The 18965-nt window shown below is 68.7% G+C and carries 18 protein-coding genes and 1 pseudogene; 6 read left to right on the top strand and 13 right to left on the bottom strand.

The annotated features are described in order from the left end of the window. A partial coding sequence (locus M878_RS60990) for a TIR domain-containing protein (RefSeq protein WP_031224715.1) occupies positions 1-1201 on the bottom strand: 1201 nt, incomplete at its 3' end. 101 nt (positions 1202-1302) lie between these two features. Here M878_RS60990 and M878_RS60995 point away from each other — a divergent pair. Continuing rightward, on the top strand, positions 1303-2583 hold the full coding sequence (locus tag M878_RS60995; protein WP_023546402.1) for an ArsB/NhaD family transporter: 1281 nt from the start codon (positions 1303-1305) through the stop codon (positions 2581-2583). 51 nt (positions 2584-2634) lie between these two features. On the opposite strand, the gene M878_RS61000 is transcribed toward M878_RS60995, so the two are convergent. Together M878_RS61000 and M878_RS61005 are read right to left on the bottom strand one after the other, a co-directional pair. Further along, positions 2635-3858: a putative PEP-binding protein gene (locus tag M878_RS61000; protein ID WP_031224716.1), complete on the bottom strand. Its 1224-nt coding sequence runs from the start codon at positions 3856-3858 to the stop codon at positions 2635-2637. Positions 3859-3960: 102 nt separating this feature from the next. Continuing rightward, positions 3961-5880, bottom strand: a complete 1920-nt coding sequence (locus M878_RS61005; RefSeq protein ID WP_031224717.1) for an FAD/NAD(P)-binding protein — start codon at positions 5878-5880, stop codon at positions 3961-3963. 450 nt (positions 5881-6330) lie between these two features. Here M878_RS61005 and M878_RS99765 point away from each other — a divergent pair, with 450 nt between their 5' ends. The 4 genes and pseudogenes from M878_RS99765 (at position 6331) to M878_RS61020 (ending at position 9261) form a co-directional block, all read left to right on the top strand. Next, a complete protein-coding gene (locus tag M878_RS99765; protein WP_245238077.1) occupies positions 6331-6909 on the top strand; it encodes a hypothetical protein in 579 nt (192 codons plus the stop codon). After that, a pseudogene (locus tag M878_RS98870) lies at positions 6828-7554 on the top strand (phosphatidylserine decarboxylase). Before M878_RS99765 ends, M878_RS98870 begins: the two are co-directional and overlap by 82 nt. A 26-nt stretch (positions 7555-7580) precedes the next feature. Next, entirely contained in the window at positions 7581-8972 is a 1392-nt protein-coding gene (locus tag M878_RS61015) for a S10 family serine carboxypeptidase-like protein (RefSeq protein ID WP_023546407.1), read from the top strand. A gap of 40 nt (positions 8973-9012) precedes the next feature. Beyond that, entirely contained in the window at positions 9013-9261 is a 249-nt protein-coding gene (locus M878_RS61020) for a hypothetical protein (protein WP_023546408.1), read from the top strand. Between the two features lie 59 nt (positions 9262-9320). Here the strand turns inward: M878_RS61020 and M878_RS94090 are convergent, their stop codons facing one another. The 7 genes from M878_RS94090 to M878_RS61050 all read right to left on the bottom strand — a co-directional run bounded on the left by M878_RS94090 (position 9321) and on the right by M878_RS61050 (position 14796). Continuing rightward, complete coding sequence (locus M878_RS94090; protein ID WP_078630257.1) at positions 9321-9608, bottom strand: DUF397 domain-containing protein; 288 nt, start codon at positions 9606-9608, stop codon at positions 9321-9323. Then, positions 9580-10419 carry a helix-turn-helix domain-containing protein gene (locus M878_RS61025; protein ID WP_023546409.1) on the bottom strand — a complete coding sequence of 280 codons (840 nt, stop codon included), beginning with the start codon at positions 10417-10419 and terminating at the stop codon, positions 9580-9582. Before M878_RS61025 ends, M878_RS94090 begins: the two co-directional genes overlap by 29 nt. A gap of 151 nt (positions 10420-10570) precedes the next feature. Beyond that, positions 10571-11557 (bottom strand): inositol monophosphatase family protein, encoded by a 987-nt coding sequence (locus M878_RS61030; RefSeq protein WP_078630258.1) that lies wholly within the window; start codon positions 11555-11557, stop codon positions 10571-10573. Next, positions 11541-12197, bottom strand: a complete 657-nt coding sequence (locus M878_RS61035; RefSeq protein WP_023546411.1) for a hypothetical protein — start codon at positions 12195-12197, stop codon at positions 11541-11543. The genes M878_RS61030 and M878_RS61035 overlap by 17 nt, the downstream gene beginning before the upstream one ends. Before the next feature lie 40 nt (positions 12198-12237). After that, positions 12238-13200 (bottom strand): hypothetical protein, encoded by a 963-nt coding sequence (locus tag M878_RS61040; RefSeq protein ID WP_245238079.1) that lies wholly within the window; start codon positions 13198-13200, stop codon positions 12238-12240. 100 nt (positions 13201-13300) lie between these two features. After that, positions 13301-13630, bottom strand: a complete 330-nt coding sequence (locus M878_RS61045; RefSeq protein ID WP_023546413.1) for a hypothetical protein — start codon at positions 13628-13630, stop codon at positions 13301-13303. Further along, positions 13627-14796 (bottom strand): MFS transporter, encoded by a 1170-nt coding sequence (locus M878_RS61050; RefSeq protein WP_031224720.1) that lies wholly within the window; start codon positions 14794-14796, stop codon positions 13627-13629. Before M878_RS61050 ends, M878_RS61045 begins: the two co-directional genes overlap by 4 nt. Positions 14797-14985: 189 nt before the next feature. Between M878_RS61050 and M878_RS61055 the strand changes: the two genes are divergently transcribed. Then, on the top strand, positions 14986-15873 hold the full coding sequence (locus M878_RS61055; protein ID WP_031224721.1) for a LysR family transcriptional regulator: 888 nt from the start codon (positions 14986-14988) through the stop codon (positions 15871-15873). Positions 15874-15950: 77 nt separating this feature from the next. Here M878_RS61055 and M878_RS61060 read toward each other — a convergent pair whose 3' ends face one another. From M878_RS61060 to M878_RS61070, 3 genes are all read right to left on the bottom strand, one after another. Further along, positions 15951-16607, bottom strand: a complete 657-nt coding sequence (locus tag M878_RS61060; protein ID WP_023546416.1) for a pyridoxamine 5'-phosphate oxidase family protein — start codon at positions 16605-16607, stop codon at positions 15951-15953. Between the two features lie 15 nt (positions 16608-16622). Continuing rightward, positions 16623-17513 (bottom strand): LLM class flavin-dependent oxidoreductase, encoded by an 891-nt coding sequence (locus tag M878_RS61065; RefSeq protein ID WP_023546417.1) that lies wholly within the window; start codon positions 17511-17513, stop codon positions 16623-16625. Positions 17514-17581: 68 nt separating this feature from the next. Beyond that, positions 17582-18931: a DUF6002 family protein gene (locus M878_RS61070; RefSeq protein WP_023546418.1), complete on the bottom strand. Its 1350-nt coding sequence runs from the start codon at positions 18929-18931 to the stop codon at positions 17582-17584. Positions 18932-18965: the final 34 nt, after the last annotated feature.

The raw sequence follows: 18965 nt of genomic DNA on the forward strand, positions 1-18965 counted from the left end.
ATCCCTCGGTCTCGTGCGGCCGCAGCGCCTGCGCGAACCAGGCGGCCTGCTCACGTCCGATCAGCCCGTACTGGTCGTCGCGCCGATGACTGTAGGCCATGGACGAGTTCAACCCCGCGACCACGGTGCGCAGTTCGGGCACGGGAAAGAGGGTCCACGGCTGGTCACTGTCGAAGACGACGTCGAGGCCCTGGTACAGCTCCTGGAACAGCCGGGCGAAGTGCCGCCACTTGGGCCAGTACGGCGGCCGGGGCGGCATCTCGTCGGCCTCGCAGGTGCTGAAGTAGGCCTGGCAGGCGGCCTGGTTGACGTCCTGACCGCCGGGGACGAGGGCGACCCGGTGCGGTTCGAGTCCGAGCAGGGCCCGCAGCCCGGTGAGAAAGGAGAGGGCCTGCTCGAACTCGCGCCGGCTGCCGGAGGCGGTGAGATCCCCGGTGACGACGAGCAGATCGGGCGCGGGCGCCCCCGCGTCGGCCAGCTCGACCAGGTCGCCCCAGATCGCGGCCTGCAGCTCGGCGGGGTCCTGCCCCCGTCCGAAGGCGGGCCCGGCGAGCTGGAGCACGGTGACTGCCTCCCGCTCCCGGACCTCCGCCGACACCCGCGGATACGACGGCGCCGCAGCCGGTCTACGGCGCCCCGCCCACCCGGGCCCGCCGAGCGGCCGCCCGGGGCCAGGGGCGGAGGGCACGGCGGCAGCATGCGGCACTGCCGGCCTCCCACCCGGATACTCCGGGCGGACGCTGGGCCGGGCCCGCCCGTCGAGTGCCTGCCGGACCCGGGCGAGCAGCAGCTCCCGGGCCGCCGCCGGATCGGCGACCGGGACCAGATCGACGTATGTGATCGTGGCGAGCAGCCCCTCCACGGGGATGTCCTCGACCCGCACGGTGAGCAGCCGCCGCTCGGGTGCGTCCGGGTCGGCGCGCAACGCGGCCTGCCACTCCATCCGCCCGTACCGGGAACGCTCGTAGTTCCGCGAGAGTACGGCGATGACGGCGGCGGACTCGCTCACGCCGCGGTCCATGAAGTCGACGAAGTTCGTGCCCGGGACGAAGTCCCAGGCCTGCAGAACCGTACGGTACCCGGCCTCCTCCAGGGTCCAGGCGATCCAGGACGCCCAGCGTTCGTCGGCGGGTGAGTAGCTGATGAAGAAGTCCAATGGCCCGGTGTCGGTGTCCCCCGGGGTGTTCTGACGAGCCACCATGTATCCATTGTGCCGTGAGAAGACAGGCCGATACCGGTCGTTTCCAGGCGTTCGACGGCGCGCAGGCCACAGGAGGGCACAACTGTGCGACCCTTCCAACCGTGCGTGTCATATTGCGTCTGCATGTCCTCGACCGGGTGGCGATCGGTCTGCTGGCGACCGGACTGCTCTGTGTGGCCACGGGATTGCTGCCCACCGGTTCCGCTCACGACGCGATGACCCGCATCGCACCGCTCCTGGGCTTCCTGGGCACGGTGATCGTGCTGGCCGAACTGACCAGCAGGGCCGAGGTGTTCGACGTGCTGGCGGCCCGGGTGGCGCGGGCGGGCCGGGGCAGTTATCCGCTCCTGTTCCTGCTCTGCGTGGCCTTCGCTTCCGTCACGACGATCGCCCTGAACCTGGACACGACGGCTGTCCTGCTGACCCCGGTGATGCTGGCGCTCGCCTCCCGGGTGGGCATCGCGCCGGTGCCGCTGGCGATGACCACGGTCTGGCTCGCCAACACGGCGAGCCTCCTCCTGCCCGTGTCCAACCTGACGAACCTGCTGGCCGCCAACCGCGTCGCGCTCTCCCCGCTGGGCCTGGCGGGCCGGATGTGGGCCCCGCAGCTCGCTGCGGTCGTCGTGACGATGGCTTGTTTGTGGCTGTTCTTCTGGCGGCGGGGCAGGCGTGGGGGGCCTGTTGTCGACGAGTCGGGCCTGATGACCGCCGTGCCGGTGTCGGGGCCCGGTGCGGCGCGCGCGGCGGACGTCCGCCCCGACGCGGCCGACCGCTACACACCGCCCGCCCGTCACCACCCCGCCGACCCGGTGCTCTTCCGCGCCTGCGCGCTCGCCTGCGCCGGCTTCCTGATCGCCATCCTGGTGGCCGACGTACCGCTGTGGATGGCCTCGGCGACGGCCGCGCTGGTCGCCGTGGCGGCCTTCGTCGTCCGCGACCGTTCCGCGCTCCGGCTGTCGCTCATCCCCTGGCGGCTGCTGGTGATGGTGCCTGGCATGTTCCTGGTGGTCGAGACGTTCGACGCGCACGGGCTGCACCATCTGCTCGCCTCGGCGGTCGGCCACGACGGCGGCACCCTGGGCATGTTCCGCGCGGCGGCGGTGGGCGGCGGCCTCTCCAACGCCCTCAACAACCTCCCCGTCTATCTCGCGGGTGAGGCGGCCGTGCCGGTGGGCAACCATGACCAGCTGCTCGCCCTCCTGATTGGCACCAACGCCGGGCCGGTGATCACCCCCTGGGCGTCCCTGGCGACCCTCCTCTGGTACGAGCGCTGCCTTGCGTACGGCGTACGGGTGCCGGTGGCGCGGCTGATGGGCACGGGCGCCGTGCTGGCGACGGCGGCGGTGGTCGCGGCGGTGGGGACGTTGGCGCTGACGCGCTGAGCCGTGTCGCCGTCGCCTGCCCTCTGACCGCCACCGCCTGCCGGCCCGGTGTCAGGGCCGCCCCTGGAGGAGCATCTGCTGGAGTTCGGCGGTGCACATCATGTAGCCGTCCGGCGCCGGCAGGCGTTCCAGGTAGTAGGCGAGATCCGCACCCAGCGCGAACACCCGCACCGGGGTATCCGCGGCATGCGCCGACTCCACCACCCTGCGCATTCCGTCCAGGACGGCGGGGTGCCGGGTCTGGTAGGAGTCGGCGACCAGGTGGTTGGTCCGGTCCGCGGCGAGATAGAACTGCACCAGGTCCTTCGTACCGACGAACAGTTCGCCGGCGCCTGCCGCACAGAGCGCCGCGGCGGCGTGCACCGCCGCGGGTGTCTCGACGAATGCCGACAAGGGCACGTCCCCCGGCACCTGCAGGTGCGTCCTGATCCGGGCGAACTCCCGCTCATCCGTGAGAAAGGGAACGGAGAGGTGCACGCGGCCCGCATCCGCACCGAGCCGCGCCCGCAGGGACCCGAGCACGGTGTGCAGCGCGTCCCGGTAGGCGGTCGAACCCAGGAGCCAGCGAGCGCCGTGCAGGCCCAGCTCGGGGTTCGGTTCGACCGGCACCGGGGCCAGCTCGGTGACGCCGGCCGCGTGGTCGGAGCGGAGGTCGAGGAGTCTCAGGACCAGTCGCTGGTCGGGCAGGAGTGCGTCGACGTAGCTGCACAGCCGGTCCGCGACGGACTGCCCGTAGACCGCGATCTCGGCGGGGCCGCCGGCCAAGGAGTCCAGCGGACGCAGGGCTGCCGCCAGGCAGAGGAACTCCTCCCGGATGAAGAAGCAGTCGACCCGCTCCGCGACGGGCCCGCACGAGTTGATGGTCCGGATGTCCTGCAGGTCCGCGATGACCGCACACGCCGAGCCGAGATCGGCCGGTCCGGGGCCCGGGGCCCACGACCCCGAAGCCTCGGCCCTCGCGTCGGCCCCGATGACGATCGTTCGGCTCTCCAGGTCCAGCGTCACGTCGCCGACCAGGTCGGCGAGATCCGCCTGGTCGACGCGGAGCACGGGAATTCCTCTGCCTCGGCAGAGCGACTGCATATGGCCGGTCAGCCCACCCGAGCCGCAGACGACGGCCCGCGCCGTCACGATCGCCTCGTACAGACCCACGTCGAGGCCAGGGGCGACGAGGATGGATCCCTCGCGTGGACTTCTGGTGCGGTTGCAGGTGCCGCGCAGCACACTCTGTGCCCCGCCGGCCAGCAGGAACCCTTGAATCCGTCGCCCGTTCACCTGGTACTCCAGTGCGGTTTCGTGCCCTGACCAGCAGTCTGGCAGCTGCCATGGCGCTCGCATGGAAGACAGCGGCGAGCAAATGGCGGATTTCTGGGACTGTCAGTCCCTCAGATCTTCGGCGTTCGCGGTCCCCGGTTCGTCCGCTATCCCCAGCTGTCGACGCAGTTGGAGTGGTGTCACGGAGACATCGGTGAGCCGCCCGACGGCCGCCCGGTTGACGACCACCCTCATCAGCCGGTCGCGCCGGAAGGCATCCTTCGCAAGAGCCGGAAGGTCCGGAAGTCCGCCCATGGCCCGAATGCAGGCGTCCACTCGGGAATCGAGCAGTTCCCGCCCACGTCGCGCCCGCGTGGCCAGCCTCCTCACCTCCAGAAGTACCGCCTCCTCGAATCCACCCCGCCCGGCATCCTCCATATCGCCGGCGCCGCCGTGGAATTGGGCCAAGTCCTGGGCCAGCCCGTCTTCCCGCAGTTCCAGCTCCGCGACGACGCGCGCGGCGACCGCGATCGACTGGTTCTTGATGGAAGCGAGATTGAAGGCGAACGCACCGGTCCGGCCGTTCCGCACGAGTTCGTCACCCTCTCTCGGCACACCGACCGCGGAGATCGGGCCGACCGGCTCCCCGTCGGGGCCCAGGAGTGTCCCCTGTGCGTCGACCTCCAAGCCGCGCCCGGTGCGCTCATGGGGTACCGCGATCCCCTTCCGGAGGAGATTGCGCCAGAGCGGCCGGCCGACCCTGCTGTAGTCCCACTCCCTGCCGAAGTGGGACACCACCAGGTCGGCCTCGATGGACTGTCTCCGCTCCGCGGTCGCGACCGAGACGACCAGCCGACTCGACTCCACCGGAGTGACCCTCTCCACGGCTCCGACGACCAGCTTCACCGGCCCGTCCGCTGGGTGCATCGCGCGCTCGATGACCGCCATCGTGTACTCCACCACGCCGACCCGGAACGCGGCTATCGCGGTACTGAACTCGTCCAGCAGGAGCCGTAGTTCCGCCGAGGGAATCCGCTCGATGACCTCGGGAAGATACGGCTCCCACGCTTTGGCCACCCGCTCCGCGATCACCGACGGGTGAACTCCGGGGTGCTCCCGGGCGACCGTCGAGCACGCCGCCTCCCACTCGGACCGGACCCGGGCGACGAACTCCTCCCGATTCCGGTACGGCTCCAGCAGCGCTCTCGGGCAGGGCAGTCGTAACACTCCGTGCTCATGACCGGCCGGGTACGTCCGGAACATCGTCCCGGTCCTGGAGATCAGATGGATCCTCCCGGTGTGCCCCTGGCGCAGCAGAAGCCCCGCCGAGTCGTACGCGCTCAGCACGGATCCGACGACCGCGACGGTCGCTTCGGACGGGAGCGTCACGAGCTTGCGCACGCCGGCCTCGGAGAACGGATTCCGCACGAAGGACGGGTGCGTGAGCACCTCGGCGGCGTAGGGCGGTTCCCTGAGTTCGAGACCGGTCGCGAGTACGACGTGATCGGCGGACAGCGCGGACAGCAGGGTCGGTTCCGCCCCTGGCCCGGTCCCGAAGCCGCTCGCGGACAGCCGGCAGACCGTCACATCGACTCCCGCTGGGCGTACGTCCATGTCGACCGCCTCGCCGTCCCATTCGACGAGTACGACGCCGGGACAGGCTTCCCGCCGGGCCTCGGCCAGCCGCTCGATCAGGTAGTCCTGGAAGATCCTCCTCGGCGCCGGGCCCTGCTCCACGAACTCGTGCTCGGCCCACTGCGCCGGCCAGTCCCGGCGGTCCGCCTCCAGGTTGGCCCAGCGGACGAAGTCGAGAACGTCCTCCCGGAACAGCGACATCCGACCGGCCTGGATGTTGAACACATGGTCCCAGGGGTTCCCCTCCCGGTGGTAGGCGACGCCGGCGGACCGGTAGTCGGGACGCTTCTCGAGAAGGACGACCTCAAGCGGTCTGCGGGCGAAGCGGAGCAGTCGGATCGCCGTGGCGGTGCCGGCCAGTCCCGCCCCGACTATCAGCACCCTTGGGCACGCGCGTGTTCGGCTCATGACAGAGCCTCCCCTTCAGCGATGGGAACCCGACTCTGCTGTCTCACGCCGGGCGGAGGTCTGTCCAGTCCGCAGGAGCGGAGCCGCTCCGCTCAGCTGCGACACGGTCCGCCGGGCTGCTGCTCAGCTGCGCCCTGCCTGTGCAGGCGCTGGCTTGTTTCGTCCGAGCGGGTCCCGGTCATTGTGTCCCGCGGCGGCGTGGAGCCCCGGGGTGTTACGGCTGGGGTGCATGTGGCACTACAGGGCGCATGGTGCTGCTACGCAGAGTTCGCATGGTGCCCGTGTGGCAGATGATTCAGCTGATGCGGAGCTCGTCGAGTGTCCGCGTGGCAGAGAACGATCTTCGCGCCCCGGGTCCACCTTTCACCGCGGTTCGGGTCCGGTCCAGCCTTGTCCGGCACGGCCGGGCTCAGCCCGGCACATTCCTTGAACTCTGGAGGAGACAGGAAAGTGACCCAGGGCACTGAACCGTTCTCAAAGAACATCGACGAGTTCCTCGCCAAAATCAGGGACTGGTACAAGAACGACCACGAGCAGTTCAAGACCAAGTACGAGATGGCGATCCAGGGCTTAAAGCCGTACCCGGACGGCACGCCGGATGACGTGACGTACCCCTGGAAGAGCGGTATCGAGTGTCTGTGTGGGTTCTTCCGCGATTGGTACAGCTGGGAGCCGCATGTCCGCAACGGGCTGGAGTACATAGAGAAGTTCAGCTGGCTCAGCTACAACAACAAGGCCGGCTTGGACTTCGTACTCTCCGGCCCGGGCCGCGAGATGACCGCCGACTTCACGCATCTGCAAGGCTTGCAGATGGACGGGAAGATCGAAGAAGAAAAGAACAGTGGAAGCACCTCATCGAGACGTGGATCAAAGAACTCGGTCCTAAGCGCATGGATGAGTACAAGATCGAGGACTGGCAGACCTTCAACGAGTTCTTCGTCCGGGAGATCAAGGAGGACAGGCGGCCGGTCGATGCCAAGGACGAGATCGACGTCGTGGTCGCCCCGGCCGACTGCGTCATCAACATGATCGTCGATGACCTGACCGCGACCACGCAGATCCCGGTCAAGACGGTCTCCATGAACATCAACCAGCTGCTCGCCAACTCCGAGTACCGCCAAGTTCATCGGCGGTACGGCGGTGTCGTGCATCCTGATGCCCGACCGATACCACTGGTACCACGCGCCGATCGCGGGCGAGGTGGTGGAGGCCTGCGAGGACGTCGACGGCGCGTACTACGGGTTCCGGAGCCTCCCTGACCTGCTCGACAAGGGAAACGTCGGCTACGGCTACGACTACTCGGACTTCGAGAAGTTCCGCCGGGGATACCTCATCATCAAGACGACGTATCTGAATGCCTCCGGAGGGCCGGACGGAGAAGGATTCGTCGGAATGGTGCCCGTCGGCCTCAACTCGATCGCCTCCGTGAACTTCCTGGACAAGTTCAAGCCACCGCTCCAGGACCACGTCATGGTGGAGAAAGGGGAAAGGATCGGCAACTTCAAGTACGGCGGCTCGCTCAACATCCTGCTGTTCGAAAAGGACCGGTTCCCCGCGCTGCAACTGCTCCAGGGGCAGCGCATCGGGGTCCGGGAGCAGACGGACAGGACGGCCAAGCTGTTCCGCGGCGCCGACTTCAGGCGGTCCCGGCGGCACGGTCGTATGGCTCCCTGACCCTGCTGCCGAACGGAAGGTGAGCCATGTCGGACGACCTTGTCGCCTCGATTCCGGCGAACGTCCTCAACACCCAGCGCATCGACTTCTCCACCGATGGCACCAAGAAGGTGCGCTCCTACGCCGGTCACGTGCACATCGACAGCACAGAGCATCCGAACACCAGGAACCATCTCTTCTACTGGTTCTTCGAGAGCCAGACCTGCAACCCCGAGGTCGCGGTCTGCGACCAGCAGGAGCTGATCAGCCGGACGCCGCTGCTGATCTGGCTCAACGGCGGACCCGGCGCCTCCTCGCTCCTCGGCCTGTTCCTGGAGAACGGGCCGCTGTCCATCGGCGACGATGCCATCGGGACGATATCGGTGAGCGCCGGCTCCTGGAACCAGGAAGCGCATGTTGTCTACTGGGACCAGCCCATCGGCACGGGATACAGCTACTCCGACACCGGCGAGTGCGTCCACAGCGAGACCGCCCTCGGCGAGATGTTCTGGAGGAGCCTCCAGGAGTTCTTCAGCCTGCACCCCGAGTACGCGCAGTGCCCGCTGTACGTCTGCGGTGAGAGCTACGCCGGCAAGTACGTCCCGGCGATCGCCCTGGAGATCGACAAGCAGAACGGCCAGGTCCCGGCCGAGCAACGCATCAACCTGAAGGGCATCGCCGTCGGCAACGGCTGGATCAAGCCCGAACTGTCCCTGCGCGTCCTGATCGACTACGCCTATACGACCGGGTTCATCGGCATGGGCCAGAAGGACTCCCTCGACAAGTCCTACGCCGAGTTCCAGGACGCCCTTCACAAGCAGGAGATGGAGCAGGCCACCAAGCTGGGCAACGCCCTGGTGACCGCGACCGGTATGTACGGGGGCCACTTCGACGTCTACGACGTACGGCGCTGGGACGACCTGCCCATGGGGGCGCTGAACGCCTACCTGAACAGCGAGGCCGTAAAGGCCTCACTCCACATTCCCGCGAACGTCGCCTGGCAGAGCGCCGACGACAACGGCCCGGTGGCCGAGGCCCTGGTGCAGGACAACATGGCCGACGGCTCCTGGCGGTACAGGGACGTCATCGACAAGGGATACAAGACCCTGCTCTACACCGGGAACTTCGACACCGCCTGCGGGTACCGGAGCACGGAAGAGATCCTGGACGACCTCATGAGACAAAAGGGCGAGCACGAGCACGCCCAGTGGCGCAACGCGCCCCGCGTCGTATGGACTCAGGCACAGGGCAACCCGAAGGGTTTCGTCCGCAGTCTCGGGAACCTGACGCAGGTCAGCGTGCCCGACTCCGGACACCAAGTACCGGCATTTCAGCCGCAGATCTGCCGGGAGATGCTCTACAACTGGCTCCTCGACCGTCCCTTCCCCGGCTACGACCCGCAGCAGCCGGCGAAGCCCCGTAACGGCGGCACCGGCTAGTCCCTGACAGCACCGACGAACGTGGACCAGGTCCTCGGGTGTGGTGCTCCGCTTCTTCGCGGAGGGGGAGGCCGACGATGCGCCGGGGGCGGGCGCCTGTGCTGGTACGGAACGGGGGTTCTTGTTCCCGGCCGCGGTGGTGTCGGACGACGTGAGTTTCAGCCATAAGCCGCCGCCGGCCAGCGCGACCAGCGCGACGACGACCGTGGAGGCGATCCAGACCGGTGCGCGTCTGCCTCTTGCCGGGCGGTCCGCCATGGTGGGGGCGGGGTGGGTCACCGGCCCGTGATAGTGGTGCTCGTGCCCTCGCCCCAATCCGGTGCACCGGCGCCGGTCACCAGCCGTAACTCAGGCTGTCAGACGCTGAGTTGAGGCCCGGTGGACGAAAGCCGACCAGGCGGGCGCCGAGAAGACCACGGCGGGGCCGGTGGGGTTCTTGCTGTCGCGGACGGGGACGTGGGTGGGGGCGGCGGTGTCGTTGACTTCGAGGCAATCACCGCCGCTACCGCCGCTGTAGCTCGACTTGCGCCAGGTGGTTACTTCGAGGCAGTTACCGCTGCTTCCGCCGCTGTAACTGGATTTGCGCCAGCCGGACAGTGCCGAGGCGTCAGGTATGGTCGGCTCGCTGGGCTTCATGTTCGTAATCCTCCGCGACGGCCCGGAGCAAGTCCAGGGACTTTCGGTGCGACAAGGCGTCACCCAGGGCTTGATCATAGAGTTCCTGGCACTCTCGTACCGCAGACGGAAGTTCCAGGATGCGCCCGCTGTTCACACCCTCCGCGTACGCGATGGGCGGCATGTCCTCGAACCACATGAGGGAGAGGAAACCCTCCTGGAGGGCGTGCGCACCCACAGAATAAGGGAGCACGTGGACGCGGATACGGCGGCTCGTCCCCAACTCAGCGATGTGCCGGAGCTGCTCGCACATCACAACTGGCCCGCCGACAACACGCCGCAGCACCGCTTCGTCGAGGAGGTAGCAGACCTCGGGTGCGCGGAAGTTGCCAAGGATACTTGATCGTTCGAGGCGAGTAGCCACCAGCTTGTCGCGGTCCTCGTCGCTTTGGCGCGGATAGCCGGTGCTGAGCACTTCGTACGCGTACCACTTCGTCTGCAAGAGACCTGGCACAAGGCTCGGGGCGTACTCCTTGATGACTGTCGCCTTGCCCTCGAACTCCAACGCCTCCTTGAAGTGTTCCGCAACCTTCTTGCCGTCCAATGCCGGCAGGAACCGCTCAAAGAACCCATCCGTCCCCAGCGCCCGATCCAGCCGCCGCGCGTCCTTCACATCCGGCCTGCGCCGCCCCGCCTCGATGTGGGCGATGTGCGTGCGGGACATCAGCGCACGTTGGGCCAGCTGCTCCTGCGTGAGCCCGGCCGCCTCCCTCCGTCGCCTGAGTTCCTCCCCGTACCGCTCCCGCGAGATCGGATTGTCCTCGACAGCCACCTTCAACTCCCCCTCTTGCGCACTCCGTTGTCACGCTCCGTCATCTTCCGAAGGTACTGCCGCCCACCTCACTCTGTGCACGTAACGCCACAGAAAGTGAAGGGCGCTGGAATGCAGGACAAGCAAGAGGACGGCTTCGTCCGCGTGTATCTCACGCTGACGGTCTCCCGGGACAGTGGACGGACGTGGGGCCCGACGGTGACGTACCGGCCGCCGAAGAACGCCGCGCCGCTGGACCTGTCGGGGCGGTTTCCGCCGTGTGCGTGCCCTCGGTGCCGGGAGAGAAAGGGCTGACGAGGCCGAGGAGGTGCGGCAGCATCTCCGGGCGCCCGGCGACGAAGGAACGCCCGGTGTCCGGGCCTCCGAAGCCGCCGCCGAACTCCGCCCCGTCGAGGTGCCGCAGGGAGATGCCGGCCTCGCGGGCGAGCAGCGCACCGGCGGGGAGGTCGATCGCCTCGGCGCGGTAGCCGATGAAGCCGTCGATGTCGCCGCGGGCCAGCATGGCCCAGGCGACCAGCGGCGCCCAGAGCTGGAGCAGGCGGCGGGAGCGGAGTTCGAGGCTGTGGCGGAGGGCGCAGGCGACGGGGTCGTCGCGGGAGACGGCGTGGCCCTGGGTCCAGGCCAGCAGGGGGCCCGCGGCGGAAAGCGGGCGGGCGGGCGGAGGGGCGGCGAGGCGCCCGCCGGGCCCCTGGGCTCCGCCGCCCCGCAGCGCGGACCACGTACGGCCGGTCATCGGATCGTGGACGACGCCGACGACGGGCGTGTCATCGACGCACAGGGCGACACCGACGACGTAGACGGGGAGCCCGATGACGACGTTGTTGCTGCCGTCGAGCGGGTCGATCAGCCAGGTGCGGCCGCCGCCGTCACCGGCGAGTTCGCCGGACTCCTCGGCGAGGATGCGGTCGCGGGGGAAGCGGTCGCGGATCCGGCCGACCACGAGTCGCTCGGCGGCAACGTCCAAGTCGGTCACGACATCGCCGAGTTGCCCCTTGGACCGGGCGGCGAACCCGTCCGGGAACCGGGACCGCAGCAGCGCCCCGGCCTCCTCGGCGGCGCCCACGGCCGTACGGTGCTCAACGGCGTAACCGGCGGGCGAAGACGACGGGCCGGACGACGGGTCAGGGTTCGGGCTCATGGATCCTCCTGAGGGCGGCCCGAGCGATCCGGGCGGTCTGGGTCGCGTCGCACGTCCGGCGGACCATGCGGTGGCCCGGGGCGGACGGCGGGCCCAGGGAGAGGTCCATGCGGCCGGGCAGAGTCCGCCCCAGGACCAGGGTGGCGGTGGGGCGGTCGTCCGGCACCACACTGGTGTGGAATTCACCCGCCGGGAGGGTGTAGCTCTGGCCCCGCGCGCTGGCCTGTTCCACGCCGGGCCGCAGCCGCACCAGCCGCTCGGTGGGCCGGAGTTCGTCCACGCCGGAGGGATCGCTGAGCACCTCGAAGACCCGGTGCGTGGGCTCGCCGGTGTCGTCGTCCACGTCCATGCGCCGGTTGTCGAGCCGCCCGTAGAGCACAGTGCTGGTCAAGTCCCAGCTGTGGCAATGCACTTGGGGCACGGATCCGTCGGGCTCCGCCTCCGGGATGCCGAAGACGTGGACGCAGACGCCGTCGTCGCCGTCGCGCAGGACGGGCAGACAGACGAACCCCAGCGGATGGCGTACCGCGTGCAGGGCGCGGCGGCCCGAGACGATGCGGTCCAGTTCCGATACGGCGTGCCGTATCAGCTCGGCGGCGGCGTGCCGCCGGGCGGCCCGTTCGAGGGCCGGGTAGTCCATGTTCCTTTCCCCCTTGTCCGCCTTGGCCGGAACATGGCGCTCATCTGCGGTACGGGTTCTCCGCGCGCAGCGCCTTGTCGATGATGTCGCCGACGTCACGGTCGGTGTAGCTCGGCGCAAGTGGCAGGCCGAGCCGGTCGAGCAGGCGTCTGACCTCGTCCACGGTGGGCTCTTCGGTGAGCGGGACGGCCTCACGCAGATCGAGCTTGACCGCCTGCTCGCGGCTCTGGTGCAGCTCGGTGACGTAGTAGTCGTAGAGCGGCCGGTCGCGCTCCACGCAGAGGCTGACCCGGCTGGGGTCGTCCTGGGTGATGATCAGGCAGGTGTCGGAGAGGTCGAAGCGCAGGGCCGGTGCCACCGAGGACAGGTGGACGTCGATCTCCAGGGTGTCCAGCCGCTGCCGGTGCCAGCAGGCGGCCACGACAGTGGCGTACGCCTCCTTGCGGGTGCGTTCGACGGTCCATTCGGCGTGGCCGCCGCCGGACCCTGGCCCGAACGTGCTCCTGAAGCGGGCGTACGCGGCGCACACATGGTCGTCGGCGGGGTTGATGATGTCGATCTTCATGCTGAGGGAGCGCCGCTGGCGCTGCGCTTCGAGCACGCACTCGGGCAGCGTGACGGCCCGCAGATAGGTGCCGGTGCCGCCCTTGAACACCCAGCGGCTGGTCGTACGCCGGGCCCGCTCGTGCGCGAGGGCGGTCTCGGCGCCGGAGAGCGCGCGCACCATCGCCAGGTCCTCGATGGCCCGGCTGGTTCCGGAGGTCGCGGCGCGGAGGTCGGCCATCCGGCGCCGGCGCTCGGTGAGCGAGCCGTACACCAGCGCGGCGAGCACGAGCAGCGTGGCGCCGGAGACGATGTTGGGGTCCATGTTCTGGTTCAGGACGTCCATCAGACCGACCACCACGGCGACGACGATGGCAACGACCCCGTCCGCGTTCCGGACCGCCCACGCGATCCCGTTCTCCAGCCGGCGCCCGGCCCCCTGCGGCGTACTGCTCGTCACGTCCACCCTCCCCCGACGGTGGCTTCCATCGTAGGAGCAAGGACACGCCGCCAACCATGCGTCAATCAGCCGTCAGCGGCGAAGAGTTTGACGACAGGCCCTAACCGCGGCGTCCCACGACCGTGAGCTGGGGCGGGTGCAGCTCGGTTCCAGGATGGTGGGTGACCTCGAAGCCACGGGCCATCAGGACCTCGGCGAGCGCCCGGTACACGACCTGGCTCAGCTGCCTGCCGTCCGGACGCGCCTGGGCGTTCCCGCCCTCGTCCGGGTCCTGCCCGTTCCACAGCACCAACGCGCCGTCGCCCACCCAATCCTGTTCGACATACACACCCGCCTCCCCCTCGCGCTCCTCCAGGGAGGCGGCGAGCCGGAACCCCGAGTCCGCGAGGGCCGCACATACCTCGTCCGCAAGTGTCGACGTGCGTGTCATGAGCTGTCCTTCCCCCGGTAGGCCATCACAGTCGCCGCTCCCAGCGAGCCGAGCACCGTCAGCGTGATCAAAGCGGGCGCGTAGCTGCCGGTCTCCTGGATCAACGCCCCGGCTGCGGCCGGTCCGACGGCGGAGCCGATGCCCACCGCGGTGTAGAGGACACCCAGGATTCTGCCCAGGCGGGCGAGCCCGTACTGGTCCCCCAGCACGACGGGGATGAGGGCGATATAGCCCCCGTAGCTGACGCCCAGGACGAGGGCGAACGCCAGCAGCCCGCCGAATCCGTCCGAGGCCAGCCACAGCAGCGGACTGGCGGCGATCACCACGTGACACGCCTTGAACAGGTTGAGCGTGCCGATCCTCCGGGCCACCGCGCCCAGTGCCAGGCGTCCGACGATGCTGCTGACCCCGATGACGGAGACCAGGCTTGCGGCGGCGACGCTGGACACGCCGTGGTGCCGGGCGTACTGGGAGAGCTGCACGAAGGGCACGTAGATGACGATGTTGATGAGGAGCGCCGCGAGGTAGAGGGTGCCGAAGCCCCGTCGAGCACGGCCCGTCTCCGGTGCCGCGGCCGCCATCGGCTCGTGCTGGGGAGGACGGGGGACGAGGGCTGCGCACAGCAGAAGCAGCACCACGCCTCCCAGGGCGTAGTACTCGTACGAGCGGCGCCAACCGAACGTGTCGACCATCCAGGCGGACAACGGAGAGCTGACCACCGTGCCCACGCCGACTCCGCTGACCACGATGCCCGTGGCAAGCGCGCGTTGGCGGTCGAACCACCTTCCGATGGCGGTCATGACGGGCACGTAGACGCAGCCGACGCCGAGTCCGGTACCCAACCCGTAGGCCAGGTACGCCTGCCACAGGGCGGTCGCATGGGCGGTGAGGAACAGCCCGAGCCCGAGGAGTCCCCCGCCGGCCGCCAGCACCGTCCGGGGCCCGTACCGGTCTGCCAACGGGCCGGACACCGCCCCGAGACTGAAGAACAAGAGGGAGGTGATCGAGAAGATCGCCGCCCCCGCGCCGTTGCCGGCACCGAACGACGCGGCCATGGGGGAGAAGAACTGACCGTAACTGTAGGCCAGTCCATAGGCGACACAGACGGCGACCATGGCACCGGCGGCAGCCAGCCAGGCGCGCGGTGAGTCCCGACCGGCCGGCACCGGGGCCGAATTCTGGTCAATAACAGCACTGTGGGTATGCGGCATAGGGTGAACGCCCTTGTGATCTCAGTGGACTTGCGTTTGCTTCGACTGTCCGTAGGTACGCTATTCCTGGCACATCGGGCGAGGGAAATGCCGATAACGGATTGCGTGTTGCGTCATCCGCATGACAGCTGGTAGGAGCAGTACATGACCACGGACCCCTTCTTTTCCGGTATGGAACTCCGGCATTTACGGGCCTTTCTGACGGTCGCCGAACACAGACACTTCACCCGTGCCGCGAGCGCCCTCAAGGTTTCCCAGTCATCGCTCAGCCGTACTATCGCGGCATTGGAACGCTGCGTGGGCCAGCGGCTGGTCGAGAGAAACCGGCACGTCATTCGGCTCTCCGACGCGGGGGAGCATTTCCTCCCCTACGCGCACCGCGCGGTGGCAGCCGCGGCAGAGGCATTCGACGAGGCCCGCGCCATGCGGCTGCCGCTGCGTGTCGGCTTCACATGGAACGCCCTTGGCAAGGACACCGGCCCCCTGGTCAACCGTTTCGAGGCCGAACACCCCGGCGCGATCGTGCATCTGCGACGCTGCGACGACGACCCTCTCGCCGGTCTCACCGACGGACGCTCCCACCTCGCCATCCTGCGCTCCGCCCCCGACGGGGACATCGACTTCTTCCGCTTCCGTGACGAGCAACGCGTTGTGGCCCTGCCTCTCAGCCATCCCCTCGCCGGGAGCGGAACGGCCTCACTGGCCCAGACCAAGGACGATCCCCTCGTCGTCAACGTCATCTCCGGCAGTGGTACGCCGTGCCTGTGGGCCACAGCGGCTCCAGGGCGTCCCGTGGTCGAGGTGAACAACGTCGACGAGTGGCTGGAGGCCATTGCCGCCGGCCGCGGCATCGGTGCCTCCACCTCTTCCACCGCGACCCTCCACCCCCACCCCGGTGTCGTCTACCTCCCCTTGGCGGACGCCGCTCCGGTGAGCGTCCTCATCGCCTGGCGGAGCTTGGACTCCCACCCGCACACGGCCCACTTCGTCGCGGCCGCGAAACGCTGGAGCCGGTCCCGGGCCCACGAATGACCGCTGTGAACGACCCCTGTGGAGTCAGGCGCCCGGAACCTACCGGAGGTCGTCCGAGGCGACCCGTCCGTGCGGTCTCAAAGTCGCCGCGCCCGCACGTGCTCCGGCACCGCCACGCCCTCCGGTACCCGAGGATCCGGCCACGGTGCGCCGACCCCGAGGCTGACGGGGAGTACTCCGGCCCACATGTCCGGGGTGACCTCGTCGTCGCGATCGCGCGGGGGGCCGGTGCGGACCTTCACCGATGACTCGGTCAGATCGAGTGCCGTGACGGCGACAGCAGCCAGTTCCTTTGCGTCGGGTCGTCGTGCGTAGTCCCACGCGCCGGGGGCCACGTGCTCGGCCAGCACCTTCATCCCGTGCCGTTTGGCGTCCTCACTCGGCATCGTCCGCGCCCTTCCGTGCACGACTGCCGAGCGATAGTTCACGGAGTGGTGGAACACCGAGCGTCCGTAGACGACGCCGTCCACATGCGTCACCGTCACGCAGACGTCGGCCCCTTCAGCGAAGAGGCGGGAGCTGCGTGCTCCGCTCGACGCGTGCATGTACAGGGTGTCGCCCTCACGGCCGTAGAGGGTGGGCAGCACCACCGGGCATCCGTCCACCACGAACCCGAGGTGACACACCAGGCCCGCGTCGAGTACGTCGTACAGTGCCTGCCTGTCCGCCCGTGCCCGTTCGCTGTGGCGCAGTACGGTGCTCCGTTCGGTGGGGGACAACGGGGTGTCGGTCATGTCATCACTCTCTGTTCAGTTTCCCTCGTGAAGGTGTGCGTAGTCGCTGACGGCGCGTTCGAAGCGGTCGGGATCGCCGGCGAAGATCCCCGACGGCCGGGGATGACCCACGACGGCGTCGGTGAAACCGAGTTCGGCGCACCGGCCGAGGAGGTCGGCGAAGCGCTCCGCAGAGGCATAGGGATCGGGTGCGACACGGCTCAGATGGACGATGCGGCGAAGGTCCGCGGGGTTCCGGCCGACCTCCCGGCAGTTCTCCTCCAGCGCGGCGGCCTGCGTCGCGAGGGCCTTGAACTGTGCGCTCTCCGTGTGCTCGCCCGGGGCCGCCAGGCCGATGGTCACCCATGCCTCCGCGAAGCGCGCGGCCAGCCGCATCCCTCTCGGCCCTGCGGCGGCGATGGCGAAGGGGACCCGCGGCCGCTGCAGACAGCCCGGGATGTTGCGGGCGTCATGGGCCTCGAAGTGCCGCCCCCGCCAGGTCGTGCGCGGTTGCCTGAGCAGCGTGTCGCTCAGTGCGACGAACTCCTCGAAGCGAGCGGTGCGTTCGGCGCGTGTCGGCTCGGGCCAGCCGAGGACGCTGCTGTCCGGGCCACCCGCTCCGGCGCCCAGGCCCACGATCAAACGGCCGTTGCTGACCTGGTCGATGCTCATGATCTGCTTCGCCGTGGTGACCGGGTGCCGGAAGTCCGGGGTGACCACGAGAGCTCCGAGACGTATGCGGTGGGTGTGGCAGGCCGCCGCGGTGAGGGTCGTCATGGAGTCGTACCAGGAGCTGTCCCGCAACGAGCGCCATGACAGATGGTCATAGGTCCAGGCGTGATCGAAACCGAGATCCTCGGCCCGCTTCCACAGGCGACCGGCTTCGGGCCAGGGATGCTCCGGGAGAATGATCACTCCGAGCCGCACAGGGTGGTCCTTTCCGTCCTCGGGGGTGTTGGGGGGTTCTGGGCCGGAGCATGCGCCTGAGGCGAGGCTCAGTAGACGGCCGCGGCCACATCGGCGGCGTTGCGTACCGTCGTGACCTGGCTGCGGTCGGGAGAGCCTTTCGCGTCGGCCAGGTACATTCCGGATCCGTGCAGCACGACTTCGTCGAATCCGTCCGCGAGGCCGCGCTCAAGCCCGTTCAGCACCCCGGTCATTCCCATCACCAAGGACCACTCGCCGAGTTGGCGCGGGTCGACGGGCAGCGACTGCGCACCGGCGTTCACCAGCCGCCGCACCTCGCCGTAGCGTCGGACGCACTCGAGCAGGGAGACGACGATGCCGGAACCCCCGTGCCGGGCGATGAGGGACGTCATCTCGGGAGCTGTCGGTGGGTTGTGGGTGTAGAACGTCGGTTCCAGGTTTTCCTGGGTCTCCCACGTCGCCTGCGGGAAGTGAGCGGATTCGTACTGCTCGAAGATCCCGTCGGTGTCGTTCAACTTCCAGTTCAGCCGGGGAAGTTCGCCGGTCTTCGCCTGGAGGTGGTGGCGCACCATGTCGCTGGTGGCGAGGTGCTGCACAAGGAGGAAGCCGGGCTGGTGGTACGGGATTCCCAAGTCGGCCATGGTGTTCAGCCCGTGCTGATAGCCCAGGAGTCCGTATGCGCTGGAGACGGCGTGCGCGTGCAGGCGACGCTTGCCCGGCTCAGGGTCGGCGAACTCGCGCTCGTAGAAGGCCCGGCATGCGTCGGCGACCTTGTAGTTGCCGATGTCGAGCGAGTACCAGACACGTTCGTCGCGTCCTGCCGAGGCCTGGGCGAAGTCCGTGCCGATCTGCTTGACATCTCCGGCCTCGGGGCCGTCGTAGACCAGGATCGGGTTGCGGGAGCGCAGCTCGGCGTCGTCGGTGAGGATGCTCCGGCGGAACTTGTACAGCGTGGACGAGGGGGTCAAAGTGACGATGCGCAGCTTGTCGGGGGTAGCGAGTTCCAGCTCCAGGGCGCGGGCGACAGCGTCGCGCAGCGCGTTGGCCTTGTTGCCGGAGGACGGCGTAAAGATCATTACCGAGTCGCCGGTGAGATCGATGTGGTGCACGGCACGGGCGACCATGAGTAACGAGGCGGTGGTCTTGGTCGTGCGCGTCCCGGGGTTCTTCATCAGGTCGAGCAGTGTGATGCGTCGCCCCGCGTGGCTGCCCAGCGGATCCCAGCCGGCCCGCGCGACGTCGAAGAACTCCTCCCAGGTGTCGGTCAGTTGCGGGTAGTCGAAGTCCGGGGCGAATCCGCTGGTGGCAGACTGTCCCAGCAGTCGGAGAGAAGCTTCCTTCACTCCCGCGTAGTACCGGACGATGAGGCTGTGCGAGTCGGTGGTCTTGATCTTTTCGGTGAAGATCTGAGAGCTCACGCGAAGGGACCTGCCTTTCTGATCGGTTCAGATG

It is taken from the genome of Streptomyces roseochromogenus subsp. oscitans DS 12.976 (assembly GCF_000497445.1).
GTDB lineage: Bacteria > Actinomycetota > Actinomycetes > Streptomycetales > Streptomycetaceae > Streptomyces > Streptomyces oscitans.

Bases quoted from the DNA above. Each gene is read 5' to 3' on its own strand.
- M878_RS61035 (WP_023546411.1), bottom strand. From the start codon at position 12,197: ATGGACTACCCGGCCCTCGAACGGGCCGCCCGGCGGCACGCCGCCGCC.
- M878_RS61030 (WP_078630258.1), bottom strand. From the start codon at position 11,557: ATGAGCCCGAACCCTGACCCGTCGTCCGGCCCGTCGTCTTCGCCCGCC.
- M878_RS61045 (WP_023546413.1), bottom strand. From the start codon at position 13,630: ATGACACGCACGTCGACACTTGCGGACGAGGTATGTGCGGCCCTCGCG.
- M878_RS61015 (WP_023546407.1), top strand. From the start codon at position 7,581: ATGTCGGACGACCTTGTCGCCTCGATTCCGGCGAACGTCCTCAACACC.
- M878_RS61060 (WP_023546416.1), bottom strand. From the start codon at position 16,607: ATGACCGACACCCCGTTGTCCCCCACCGAACGGAGCACCGTACTGCGC.
- M878_RS61005 (WP_031224717.1), bottom strand. From the start codon at position 5,880: ATGAGCCGAACACGCGCGTGCCCAAGGGTGCTGATAGTCGGGGCGGGA.
- M878_RS61055 (WP_031224721.1), top strand. From the start codon at position 14,986: ATGACCACGGACCCCTTCTTTTCCGGTATGGAACTCCGGCATTTACGG.
- M878_RS94090 (WP_078630257.1), bottom strand. From the start codon at position 9,608: ATGAAGCCCAGCGAGCCGACCATACCTGACGCCTCGGCACTGTCCGGC.